The sequence below is a fragment of the Hymenobacter artigasi genome (assembly GCF_012275535.1).
Classification (GTDB): domain Bacteria; phylum Bacteroidota; class Bacteroidia; order Cytophagales; family Hymenobacteraceae; genus Hymenobacter; species Hymenobacter artigasi.
In genome coordinates this window covers 315,064-327,220 of record NZ_JAAVTK010000002.1, presented here as the reverse complement: position 1 = coordinate 327,220, position 12,157 = coordinate 315,064, and the positions used below count along the sequence as shown (strand labels likewise).

Genomic DNA, 12,157 nt, shown 5'->3' with positions numbered 1-12,157 from the left:
ATGGACACGCCAGCAATCGAAGCCCGCCAGCTCATCAAGTATTTCGACGACCCCGTGCGGGTGCAGGTGCTGCACGACGTGTCGTTTGCCCTGAACCGGGGCGAGTTTGCGGCCGTGGTGGGCAAGTCGGGCTGCGGCAAGTCCACGCTGCTCTACATTCTCTCCACCATGGACACGGCCTACGAGGGCGAGCTGCTGATTGACGGCGTGCCCATGCGGGGCAAAAAAGAAGCCGCGCTGGCCCGCGTGCGCAACGAGCAAATCGGCTTCGTATTCCAGTTTCACTACCTGCTGAACGAGTTTTCGGTGCTGCGCAACGTGATGCTGCCCGCCGAAAAGCTGGGCAAACTATCGCGCCCGGAAATCGAGCACCGGGCCTACGAGAAGCTAAAGATTCTGGGCATCGAAAGCGAGGCGCTCAAGAAGCCCAACCAGCTCTCGGGCGGCCAGAAGCAGCGCGTCGCCATTGCCCGCGCCCTGATAAACGACCCGCTCATCATCCTCGGCGACGAGCCCACCGGCAACCTCGACCAGAAAAACGGTGAAATCGTGTTCGACATTTTCAAGGAGCTGGCCGAAACCTACCACCAGGCCCTGCTCATCGTAACGCACGACAACGACTTCGCCGCCAAAACCCACCGCATCATCGAGATGGAGGACGGCCGCATTATTAGCTGATGCTTGTGTGTAGCAGCTGTCATCCACTGGCCCGCAGCCAGCGCCGTAGGCTGCAGTTGATAAAAATCATCCCCCAATGCTGCATTTTTGCATGCTCGGGCAGTGGGGGAGTGGGTACTTTTGGCCCAGGCCGTACGCCTGCACCGGCGTTTCCCGCGCCTATACCGTTATGAAAACCACCTTATTGCTTTTGGCGGCCCTTTTGTGGGGGCAGGTTGCGCCGGCGCAGGGCATCCCCGATGCCCAGGTGCCCCCGCTGGCCTTTGTGGCCCTGCAAAAGCTGTATCCGGAGGCCCGCCACGTAAAATGGAAACGCGCCCAGGGCTGGTATCAGGCCAGCTACACACAAAGCCAAGCCTTTCGGCTGGTCAGGTTCAGCACCAACGGCGATGTCGAAGCCACCGGCACCATTGTGGAGCCCAGCACCCTCCCGCCGCCGGTGCGCCGCACCCTCACCAACTACTACCCAAGCCGCATCATCTGCCAGGCCGCCGAAATCACCAATGCCCGCACCGGGGGCATCACCTACGAGCTGGCCACCTGCGAAAGCTTCATCAGCAGTACCATCGTGTTGACGGCTAACGGAGTGAAAGTTCCGCGCCCCCACCAGCAATAGCCCCCGCGCCCGCAGGGAATGAGCACCCGTCATGGCTCACTTGGCCGGTTGAAAGAAAATAAAAACGCCCCGACTGCAGTAGTCGGGGCGTTTTTTTGATGTCTCTGGGGTTTCCTCAGCTTTGCCAGTAGCTGGTGGCCGTATTCGCACCGGCAAGAAGCACACCGGCGCGCACAAAGACAAGCATTTAGGGTAAGTTTTGTGTTACAAAATTGGGGGATTGAGTTCCCCGCTTATACTACCGACTTTTGCCCCGATGCTGCCCATTGCTTTTGCCCCCTGCTACGCCCACCCATTGCCCGCCGGCCACCGCTTTCCCATGCTCAAATACGAGCTGCTGCCCGGGCAGCTCCTGCACGAAGGCACCGCCACCGCCGCCGATTTTTTCGTGGCCCAGCCCCCGCCCGACGAGGACATCCTGCGGGTGCACGATGCCGACTACTACCACCGCCTGCGCACCGGACAGCTCACCCGGCAGGAGGAGCGGGCCACCGGTTTCCCGTGGTCACGCGAGCTGTTCGAGCGCGAAATCACCATCCTGGGCGGCACCATCGAGGCGGCCCGGCAGGCGCTGGTGCACGGCGTGGCCTTCAACATTGCGGGCGGCACGCACCACGCGTTTCGGGCGCGGGGCGAGGGCTTTTGTTTGCTGAACGACCAAGCCGCCGCCGCCGCCTGGCTGCTGGCCCACGGCCACGCACAGAAAGTCCTCATCGTGGACCTCGACGTGCACCAGGGCAACGGCACGGCCGCCATTTTCCAGCACGAGCCCCGGGTGTTCACCTTCTCCATGCACGGCGGCCGCAACTACCCCGCCCGCAAAGAAACCTCCGACCTCGACCTCCCCCTGCCCGACGGCACCGACGATGCCCACTACCTCAAGCTGCTGGCCGAAACCCTGCCCCGCCTGCTCGACGAAGTGCAGCCCGATTTCGTGTTCTACCTGGCCGGTGTCGATGTGCTGGCCACCGACAAGCTCGGCCACCTGGCCCTCACCCGCGAAGGCTGCCGCCGGCGTGACGAGCTGGTGCTCAGCCTTTGCCACCGCCACCGCCTGCCCGTGGTGGTGTGCATGGGCGGCGGCTATTCCGAACGCATCATCGACATCGTAGAAGCCCACGCCAACACCTACCGGGTAGCGGCGGGGCTTTTTTAGTGGTTAGTGGTGGCCTGTCATCCTTAGCGTAGCTGCTCTTCCGGAGTTATACTCCGGAAGTGAACCTGCCGGGGGCTTGTAGCCCCCGAATTGGAGAGATGACATGCCATGCGCGGGGACTGCAAGTCCCCGTCAGGTCTATTTTCGGAGTTCAACTCCGAAAGAGCAGCGGCCAATCGAACGGCTGTTAAATGTTAATTGCTAATTGTTAAATGATAGTAAGCTGCCAGCGGAAAGCCCAGCGCCAGCGCAGCTTGTAGCGCGTGATGCCGGCCCGCGCCAGCAGCCCCACCCAGTCCGGCCGGCGGAAGGCCCGGGCCACTGATAGCGGCGCATCGTGCCGCACGAGGTAGGAGCCGCCCAGCAGCCGCGTCAGCCACTTGATGCTGTGGTAGGCCAGCCAGTGCCGGTGCAGGTCGTTGATGACCACGGCTACGCCGGCTTGCTGGTGCCACTGCCGCAGCAGCGGCACCAGCTCATCATCGGTGAAATGGTGGCAGAACAGGCTGCACGTCAGCACATCGTAGGGCTGGGTCTGAAACTCCGGGGAGAAAATGTCGAACTGCCGGTAGCTGATTTCGGGATACTCCCGGCTTTTGGCCGTGGCGTATTCCAGCATGAAGGCATTGGCATCGATGCCGGTCAGTTCTACGGTCACACCGTTTTTGCGGGCCCAGCGGGCTATGTGGCGTAGGGTATCGCCGCCGCCGCTGCCCAGGTCGGCCAGGCGAAGGGGGCGGCCAGTTGGGAAGCGGCTTTTGAGGCGTTGCAGCGCGTTCAGCACTGGCGCATAGCCGCCCAGCCAGGTGTTGATGGTTTCCAGCTCGTCGAGGTTCTGGCGCAGGGCGTCATTGGCCAGCGTCAGGTCGTCCATCAGCTCCGGGCCGGAGGCTCTTTCACTTAACATTTATCAATTAACATTTAACAGTTCGGGCAAGGGCTTTGTAGCAGTCAATGCGCCTTGTTGCGTTTCTTCTTGCGCCTGCTCGTTAAATGTTAAATGTTCATTGGTGAATGAAATCTCCAGCAGCATGGCCTCCATGGTCAGGCCCGGGCCGAAGGCGAAGCTGAGCACGGGCGCGCCGGCATCGGCCGGGGTGGCGTGGGCCAGCACATCGCGCAGCACATACAGCACCGTGGCCGACGACATATTGCCGTAGTCGCGCAGCACGCGGTAGGCGTGGCGGTTGTCGTCGTGGGTCAGGCCCAGCTCGGTCTCAATGGTTTCCAGAATCTTGCGTCCGCCGGGATGAATGGCGAAGTGCCGGATGTCGCCCAGCTCCACGGGCAGGCTGGCCAGCAGCCCATCCGTCAGGTTGCGGATGCCGCGCTGAATCAGCTTCGGCACGTAGCTGCTCAGCGTCATCTCAAACCCGAAGTCATTGATATGCCACGCCATGTCGTCGTGGCCATCGGGCTCCAGCCCGCAATGGAAGGCCTGCAGTGCCAGGCTGGGCACGCCGTTGGGCAGCGGGCTAGCCTGCACCAGGCAGGCCGCCGCGCCATCGCCAAACAGCGCGTTGCTGATGAGGTGGTCTTCCTCGGGGCTTTTTTGAAAGTGCAGCGTGCACAGCTCCACGCTCACAATCAGCACACGGGCCTGGGCATCGGCGCGGCAGAAGGCATCAGCCAGCTTCACGGCGTTCACGGCGGCGTAGCAGCCCATGAAGTTCACGCAGGTGCGGCGCACGTCGCGGCGCAGGCCCAGGGCCTGCACCAGCTCAATGTCCAGCCCCGGCGCGTACATGCCCGTGCAGCTCACCGTCACCAGATGCGTGATGGTGTCCACCGCCACGTCGGGCACCTGGCGCAGGCACTCGCGCACAGCCTCGGTGGCCAGCGGCAACGCTTCCCGCCGATAAACGGCCATGCGCTGGCCCACGCTCGGAAACGGCTCCAGGGTGGGGGTATTGGGAAAAAACGTGTAGTCGCCATTGGCCCGGCCATAGTCGGGCAGCACCGAATACCGGTGCGCAATGCCCGAAACCCGGTACAACGCCCGTAGCTTGCGCGTGTCGTTTTCGCCAAATTCCAGGGCCTGGGCCATGAAATCGGCAATTTGCGGCTGCGCAATGCGGTGGACGGGGTTGGCTGTGCCAATGGCACCTAAGTAACTCGGCATTCCGGGAAGGATTTTCGGATTGGGATAATTAAAAGAAGCTCAATGCGCCTGACGGCTGAAATTACGGGCAGTCCCGCACATTGCTCCACTACTTACGGAATAAGGCAGGATTTTACACATTTGGGTCCAAAAAAACACCAATAACATTCCGGCCTTGGTACCCGGACTACCGCGCTGCCGCCGGTCTTTAGAAGGGCTGGCCGTGGGTGCGGCGCATCAGCGCCCGCACCGCCCCCGGCCAGTGGCGCAGGCCGCCCACCACCGCCTCGCTCAGCAGCGGTCCGCCAAAGAGCTGCTGCACCGCCCGGCCCACCCGCAGGCGCGCCCCAAACTGGGCCTGCCAGGCCCGGGCGTAGTCATGTTCCAGCTGCGGGCGGCTGGTGCGGCCCGCCAGAAAACCGTCGGCCGCCGCCGCCGCCAGCGCTGCGCCGTGCAGCGCCATGGCCATGCCATTGCCACACAGCGGCGTGATGAGGCCCGCCGCGTCGCCCACCATCAGGATGTGCTGCTCCACGGGCTGCTTGGGGGCGAAGGATATCTCATTGATGACCTCGGGCTGCGGATACAGCACGTCGGCCGCGTCCAGGATTTCGCGCAGGCGCGGGTTGCGGGCCAGCACCTCCCGCTCCAGCGCCGGAATGCTGCCGTGGTCCTTTAGGTTTTGGCGCGAGCTGAGGTAGCAAAAGCACAGCTTATCCTCTTCAATGGCCGAAATCCCGGCGTAGCCATCGGCAAAGTTGTGCAGCGCAATCACATCGCGCGGAAAGCCCGGCAGGCGCAGGTGGTATTTCACGCCCAGGTAGGGCGAGCGTTGCGCGAAAAACGGCCGTTGCAGCTGCCGGTCAAGGTTGGCGCGCTTGCCGTAGGTGCCCAGCACCACGCGGGCCGTGAGGGTGCGGCCGTCGGCCAGGGTCACGGTGTGCCGGTCGGCGGCGGGGTCAAAGGTCACGTCCGTTACCGTGTTTTTGAGGTGAAACACCACGCCCGCCGCCAAGCCCTGCTGGTACAGAAAGTCATCGAGCAGATAGCGGCTCACGCCAAAGCCGCCCAGGTCGAGCGGGCTGCTAAGCGTGCGGCCGCCCGGCGACGACAGCAGGAACCGCGAAATGGCCGCCGGCCCCAACTCGGCCGGGTCGGCCCCGAGGCGGCGCAGGTAGGGCAGCACCTCATTGCTCACGTATTCGCCGCACACTTTATGAAACGGATACTGCTTGCGCTCCACTACTGTTACCTGGTGGCCGCGCCGGGCCAGGTCCAGGGCGGCCGCCAGCCCGGCCAGGCCACCGCCAATCAATAAAATATCCATTTAACTGGTCGGGGAAATAAGAACGGTGGAAGTGAAAGTAGCGGAGTTTATCGAGGTTTTTGGATATTCTGGTGTAGCTTACTGCACAAGGGCTGTATCTTTGTCAACCAAAAGCAAATTTTACCGTTACTTCAACAACTTACTGCCCTTTCTACCGCCTCCTAATTTACACTATGATGAAACGCCTACTTTTACCTCTGCTATTATTTGTCTGTCTTAGCCTCGGCGTAGGGCCGTTGCTGCATACGGTGCCCACCGTGTCGGCCGCTGCCATGCACCGCCCCGGCCAGCAAACCCGCCCCAGCGACGACAAAAACCTGCTGGTTTATCCCAACCCCAGCACCGGCATCGTGCACCTCACCATCAATAACTTGCAGGGTAAGAAAGTGGAGCTGAGCGTGCTGAACGTTATCGGCTCGGTGCTCTACCACGAAACCGTCACGGAATTCAACGACAAATATTCCCGTACGCTTGATTTAAGCAAATTCGCCAACGGCCTGTATTACGTGCGGCTGGAGTCAGATAACACCAGCCAGATGTGCAAGCTGGTTATTCGCTAAGCGAAAATTCAGGGCATTATCGGTCAATAAAAAAAGCAGCTTTCGGGCTGCTTTTTTTATTGACAAAAATTGAAGAATTATTGGGCACGTACCGGAATGGGCGTGAGCATTTCTTCGACGTTGGATACCGTTTTGAGCGCCAGAATGGCGGTGACCAGCAAGAGGCCAAGCATGAAAATAAACATAATGCTACAGAAAAATCTAGTGGACAAAAAGCAGCCCGATTCAGCAAGCTGCATCTGATGTATTCAACCCCGAAAACCCCGGGCAGGTTTCAATAAGATTAGGGCATTTGCAGCAGGGCCTGCACTACGCGTCGGGCATCGGCCCCAATACCGTTGAGCAGGGCCGAGTTACGGCTGTCGAGCCAGTCGAGCCCCAGAAACGCTACGCCCGGCGCGGCCGTGAGGCCGCGCTGGTGGCGGGGCTGGCCATTGGCCTCAAAAACGGGCAGCTCCAGCCAGTCGTAAGCTGGGCAGTAGCCGGTGGCCCACACCACGGCATCGAGGGGCGGAGAGGTTGCCCGCTGGCCCGCAATGGCCCCGGTGGGCAGCACCGCCGTGGCCCGGCCAATGAAAGTGGCCGCCGGCAGCCGGCGCAGGCGGGCCAGGTCGCTGCTCACCACGGGCTCGGGCTGGCTCGCCATCCAGCGGCCGAGGGCCGTGTGGCGCGGAATGCGCAGCAGGCCCAGCACGGTCAGGCCGGCCCACATCAGCTGGTTGTTGGGCATGGCCGGAGTCTTCTCATCGAAAGCCACAAAAACAGCCCGGCCGGTGGCCGCAATGTCGGCCGCAATTTGCAGGGCCGAGTTGCCGCTGCCCACTACGGCTACCGGGCCGGTGCCGGGCAGCTGGGCTGGCCGGCGGTAGTCGCGGCTGGGTAATTGGGCCACGGCGGTGGGCAATTCGGTGGCCCACGCCGGTATTTTGGGAGTGGTGTAGGGGCCGGTGGCTACTATCACGCGGCGGGCGGCGTAGGTGCGGCCGGCGGCGGTGTGCGCGTGGTAGCCGGGCTGGCCGGGGGCGGCCGTGAGGCGGGTCACGGCCAGCCCGGCATCGAGCGGAAATGCGAAATGCGCGGCGTAATCGCGCAGGTAGGCGCTGGTTTCGGCCCGGGTGGGGTAGCGGAGGCGGTTGCCGGGCCAGGGGCGGCCGGGCAGGCCGCTGGCCCAGGCCGGCGAAAACAGGCGGAGCGAATCGTAGCGGGTGTCCCAGGCATGGCCGGCTGTGGGGGCGGCATCCAGCAGCCGGAAATCGACGCCGTGCCGCTGCAGGTAGTAGGCAGCAGCCAGCCCGGCCTGCCCCGCCCCAATCACCAGCGTATCGGTGTGTATGAGCGGGGGCGCCGGGGCCAGGGGAATGGGAGGTGGCATGCGCGCTAGGATTGCAGCTCGGGAAACTCCGTGCGCAGGCCGGCCATCACCTGCTCGGTAACGGTGCGGATGAGGGTGACCTGCTGGGCGGCGTGGGCCGGGGCGGGCGGCGTTTCGGCGTAGGCCTCCGCCTCCCGAATGACGTGGCGCAGGCTTTCCACGCCCAGGCCGTCGAGGGAGCTTTTGAGGTGATGGGCGGCATCGCCCAGGGCTTCCCAGTCGCCTTTGGTCAGGGCCTCGTCGAGGGCGGTGAGGATGGCGGGCGTGGTTTCGATGAAGGCCCAGGCCAGGCGGCGCACGATGGTTTCGTCGTTGCGCACCAGCTGGCGCACATTGCTTAGGTTATAGAGGGAAGGCGCGGAAGGCATAGTGGGAGTAGTGAAGGAAGGAGACGTTGATTTGCTGGCCTGGCTGTGGTGTGCCAGCACGGCCTGCATGGTTTCGAGGAGCTGCTCTTCGCGGTAGGGCTTGGCAAGGTAGCCGGCAAAGCCGGATGCCTGCAGGCGCTCGGCTTCGCCGGCCTGGGCGCGGGCCGTGAGGGCAATGACCGGAGTAGCGGCCCGGCTGGGGTCGGGGTGTTGGCGCAGGGCGCGGGCGGCAGTTTCGCCATCCATGCCCGGCATCTGAATATCCATCAATACGAGGTCGAAGGTCCGGTGTTCAAAAAGGTTGATGGCGGCCGGGCCACTGGCGGCGGTGGTTACCTGCCAGCCCCAGTTGCGCAGCACGGTTTCGGCCAGCAGGCTGTTTACCAGGTTGTCTTCGACCAGCAAAATGCGGCCGGCATCGGCCAGGACAGGGGCTTCGGCCGGCGTTTCCGATTCTATCGGGCGGGCGGCGGCCACCGGCTGGAAGGCCAGCGTGAAGGCAAACGTACTGCCCTGGTTCACCTCGCTGCACACCTGCAGCACGCCGCCCATGAGTTTCACCAGGCCTTCCGAAATGCTCAGGCCCAGGCCCGTGCCGCCGTACTCGCGGTCGGTGCTGGCGGTGGCCTGGGTGAAGGGCTCGAAGATTTTATCCAGTGTTTCGGGCGCAATGCCCAGGCCGGTGTCGCTCACCATGAATTGCAGCCACACCGTGCCTGCGGGCTCGGCGTGCTGGCGGGGGCCGGGCACCACCCGGCAGCGCAGGTTGATGGTGCCGGTTTCGGTGAACTTGATGGCGTTGCTGACCAGGTTGAGCAGCACCTGGCGCAGGCGGTGCGCGTCGCCCAGCACCGGGCCGGCGAGGGTGGGCTTTTCGATGCGCAGGCGCAGGCCTTTTTCCCGGGCGCGGGGCCGCAGCAGGGCCGCGCAGCCGCGCAGCAGCTCCACCGGGGCAAAAGATATGGCCTCGGGCTGGAGCTTGCCCGCGCCGAGGCGGGCGGTGGTGAGCACGTCGTTCAGCACATTGAGCAGGTGCTCGGCCGACTCGCCCAGCAGCCGCAGGTAGTCGTGCTGGCTGCGGCTGAGGGTGGTTTTCACCAGCACCCCCGTCAGGCCCAGAATGCCGTGCAGCGGTGTTCGGATTTCGTGGCTCATGTTGGCCAGGAAATCCTCCTTGGCCTGGGCATCAACCTGGGCCGTCGCAATGGCACCTTCCAGAGCCTGCTGGGTGCTTTTGAGCTCGGTAATGTTGCTGTCCACGCCCAGCACCTGGGCCGTGCCGTCGTCCTGCACAAACAGGCGCTTCACGCTGCTAAACCAGTTGACCCGGCCATCGGGGTTCGTGAAGCATTCCTCCTGCGTCAGGTCCTGGCCGGTGGTGAGCACCTGCAGGTCCTGCTGCCGGTAGCGGGCGGTATCAGCCGTGGTGGGAATATCCGGCTTGCCGGCGCACACCAGCTCATCGGGCGTCATATTATACAAAGCGGCCAGCGACTTGTTGGCCAGCAGGTAGTTGCCGTGCTCATCCTTTAGGTAGATGGGGTGGGGCAGGGCATCAATCACCTGCCGGAACAGGCGGTGCTGCTCAGTGAGCCGGGCGGTGGCAAGGCGGTGCTGCTCGTCGGCGGCCCGCTGCTCACTGATGTCCTCGGTCACGCTGATAACGCTGGTGGTTCGGCCCTGGGCATCGCGGCCAAAAGGCGCGTGGGCGCTGTGCAGCCAGCGGGTGGTGCCGTCGCGGTGGCGGGCCGTAAACTCAATGGTTCGCACCTCGCCATCGGGCATCTGAGCCACTTCCTTCATGGTGGCCTGGTAGCGCACCAGCGACTCGGGCGGCAGCAGGTGCGGGAGCAGGTGGCCGGGTGGGAAGGCCAGAATCTCTTCGCTGGTATAACCCAGCAGGGTTTCGATGCGGCGGTTGGTGTAAGTGGTGCGCTGCTGCTGCAGGTCGAACACCGCCACCAGGTTGGGCACCACGTCCAGCACCTGCCGCAGCTGGTGGCGGCTCTGGCGCAGCTCGTCGATGGCGGCGCGGTGGCGGGTCACGTCCTCGGCACTGCCCATAATCTCCCACACCTGGCCTTCGGGGCCCAGCACGCTGGCCCGCACCCGCAGGCGCAGCAAGCGCCAGCTGCCGTCGTGGTGGCGCACGCGGCAGTCCCAGCTGGCGGTTTGGTTGCGCGCCAGTAGCAGCTTCATATCCGATTGCATGAGCTGCGCCCGGGAGTCCGGGTGTATTACCTCCTGGCCCAGCCCCTCGCCCAGCGCCAGCAACGCCTGGGCCGTGTAGCCCAGCACGGTGTGGCAATGCCGGTTGCAGTGCACCAGCTGGCGGTGCCGCATGTCGTAGCTGAACAGGATGAGGGGCACGCGGTCGGCCAGCACCTGCCCTGGCACCACCGCCGGCAGGGAAGCGGCATTGCCGGCAGGTGCGAGGGGAGGGGGCTGCATCCTGCGTTCGGCCACCCGCCGGGCTGCTGTTGCAGCGGCCCGGCGAGCCAGACGAGGAGAACGGGAGCGACGCATCAAATGAGAGCTAAGCGTAAAACAATGTCGCAGGCAAAGGCAATGCGCACCAACGAACTCGGCAGCCCGCTCGCCGGTATTTACCCGATGTGCAGCTCGCGTTGCTGTAACATACGGTAAATAGTGGATTTCCCGATGTTGAGGCGGGCCGCCACGGCCAGTACGTCGCCGTCCAGCTCATCGAGGCAGCTCTGCACGATGGCCGTGGTCTGCTCGCGCAGCGAAAGCTGGCTGCCGGGGCCAAAGGTGGCTTTGCCGGGGCGCAGAGGTAGGTCTTCGCCATGAATGAACTCGCCGTCGGCCAGCACGGTAGCCAGCTCCACCACGGCCTTCAGCTCGCGCACGTTACCCGGAAACGGATGCGCCTTCAGCTGCTCGCGGGCCGAGTCGGTGAGCTGGCGTGGCGGCAGGTTGTTGAGCTGGCAGAAATCGTGCACGAATACGCCGGCCAGCAGCAGCACGTCGGTCCCGCGCTGGCGCAGGGGGGGCAGCACAATGGGCAGGCCCAGCAGGCGGTAGTACAGGTCTTCGCGGAAGCGGCCCGCCTGCACCTCCGTCAGCAGGTCGCGGTGCGTGGCCACAATCAGGCGCACATCGAACGGGATGGCCTGGTTGCCGCCCACGCGGGTCACTTCGCGCTCCTGCAGCACGCGCAGCAGCTTGGCTTGCAGGCTCAGGTCGAGGTCGGCTATCTCGTCCAAAAACAGGGTGCCGCCGGTGGCTTCTTCCAGCCGGCCCACGCGGCGGGCCACCGCTCCGGTAAAGGACCCTTTCTCGTGCCCAAACAGCTCGCTCTCCACCAGCTCGTGCGGAATGGCCGCCATGTTCACGGCCACAAAAGGCAGGCAGGCCCGGCTCGATTGAAAGTGAATGGCCTTGGCCACCAGTTCTTTGCCCGTGCCGGTTTCGCCGCTCACGCTCACCGTGATGGTGGTGCGGGCCGCCTTGGTGATGAGGGTTTGCACGGCCTGCATCGACGCGTGCTCGCCCAGAATGGCCTGGCCGGCCCCGTGGCGCACCCCAATCTGCTGGCGCAGCTGGGTGTTCTCGCGGCGCAGGCTCACCTGCTGCGCTATTTTGCCCACCAGGTTCCAAAGGCGGTCCAGGGTATTCTCATCCTTCACCAGGTAGTCGTAGGCGCCCTGCTGCAGCATGCTCACCGCAGTACTCACATCCTCCTGGCCCGATATCACCACTACCTCGGTGCCCTGCAGCCGCTCCCGAATCTGGCGCAGCACCTGCTCGCCCTTGGCATCGGGCAGCGAATAGTCGAGCGTGATAAAATCCGGCTTTTCGCCCAGCTGCTCCAGGCACGCCTGGGCCGTGGTGAAGCGCGAAACGCTGTGGTTCGGGTTCTGGCTGAGGCGGTGCAGGAGCAGCTCGCCATACCATTCATTGTCCTCGACTATAAAAATCTTAAAGGGTAGAGTAGGGCTCATGCAGCAGGTGGAAA

Annotated in this window: 10 protein-coding genes; 4 read left to right on the top strand and 6 right to left on the bottom strand. The window is 63.9% G+C overall.

The window, feature by feature from the left end; translation table 11 throughout:
• From HBN54_RS04900 to HBN54_RS04890, 3 genes are all read left to right on the top strand, one after another.
• On the top strand, positions 1–678 hold the full coding sequence (locus HBN54_RS04900; protein WP_168672038.1) for an ABC transporter ATP-binding protein: 678 nt from the start codon (positions 1–3) through the stop codon (positions 676–678).
• Between the two features lie 169 nt (positions 679–847).
• Positions 848–1,294, top strand: a complete 447-nt coding sequence (locus HBN54_RS04895) for a hypothetical protein (protein WP_168672037.1) — start codon at positions 848–850, stop codon at positions 1,292–1,294.
• A gap of 256 nt (positions 1,295–1,550) precedes the next feature.
• Positions 1,551–2,450 (top strand): histone deacetylase family protein, encoded by a 900-nt coding sequence (locus tag HBN54_RS04890; RefSeq protein ID WP_168672036.1) that lies wholly within the window; start codon positions 1,551–1,553, stop codon positions 2,448–2,450.
• A gap of 208 nt (positions 2,451–2,658) precedes the next feature.
• On the opposite strand, the gene HBN54_RS04885 is transcribed toward HBN54_RS04890, so the two are convergent.
• The 3 genes from HBN54_RS04885 to HBN54_RS04875 all read right to left on the bottom strand — a co-directional run bounded on the left by HBN54_RS04885 (position 2,659) and on the right by HBN54_RS04875 (position 5,878).
• Positions 2,659–3,357 (bottom strand): methyltransferase domain-containing protein, encoded by a 699-nt coding sequence (locus tag HBN54_RS04885; RefSeq protein WP_168672035.1) that lies wholly within the window; start codon positions 3,355–3,357, stop codon positions 2,659–2,661.
• Between the two features lie 3 nt (positions 3,358–3,360).
• Positions 3,361–4,572: a type III polyketide synthase gene (locus tag HBN54_RS04880; protein ID WP_168672034.1), complete on the bottom strand. Its 1,212-nt coding sequence runs from the start codon at positions 4,570–4,572 to the stop codon at positions 3,361–3,363.
• Between the two features lie 187 nt (positions 4,573–4,759).
• Positions 4,760–5,878 carry an NAD(P)/FAD-dependent oxidoreductase gene (locus tag HBN54_RS04875; RefSeq protein ID WP_168672033.1) on the bottom strand — a complete coding sequence of 373 codons (1,119 nt, stop codon included), beginning with the start codon at positions 5,876–5,878 and terminating at the stop codon, positions 4,760–4,762.
• A 173-nt stretch (positions 5,879–6,051) separates the two neighbouring features.
• Between HBN54_RS04875 and HBN54_RS04870 the strand changes: the two genes are divergently transcribed.
• The gene (locus HBN54_RS04870; protein WP_168672032.1) at positions 6,052–6,438 is read left to right on the top strand and encodes a T9SS type A sorting domain-containing protein; all 387 of its coding nucleotides are present in this window, start codon (positions 6,052–6,054) and stop codon (positions 6,436–6,438) included.
• A gap of 283 nt (positions 6,439–6,721) precedes the next feature.
• Here the strand turns inward: HBN54_RS04870 and HBN54_RS04865 are convergent, their stop codons facing one another.
• From HBN54_RS04865 to HBN54_RS04855, 3 genes are all read right to left on the bottom strand, one after another.
• Entirely contained in the window at positions 6,722–7,810 is a 1,089-nt protein-coding gene (locus tag HBN54_RS04865) for a flavin-containing monooxygenase (RefSeq protein ID WP_168672031.1), read from the bottom strand.
• Between the two features lie 5 nt (positions 7,811–7,815).
• Entirely contained in the window at positions 7,816–10,629 is a 2,814-nt protein-coding gene (locus HBN54_RS04860) for a PAS domain-containing hybrid sensor histidine kinase/response regulator (RefSeq protein WP_168672030.1), read from the bottom strand.
• 155 nt (positions 10,630–10,784) lie between these two features.
• A complete protein-coding gene (locus HBN54_RS04855; RefSeq protein ID WP_168672029.1) occupies positions 10,785–12,143 on the bottom strand; it encodes a sigma-54-dependent transcriptional regulator in 1,359 nt (452 codons plus the stop codon).
• Positions 12,144–12,157: the final 14 nt, after the last annotated feature.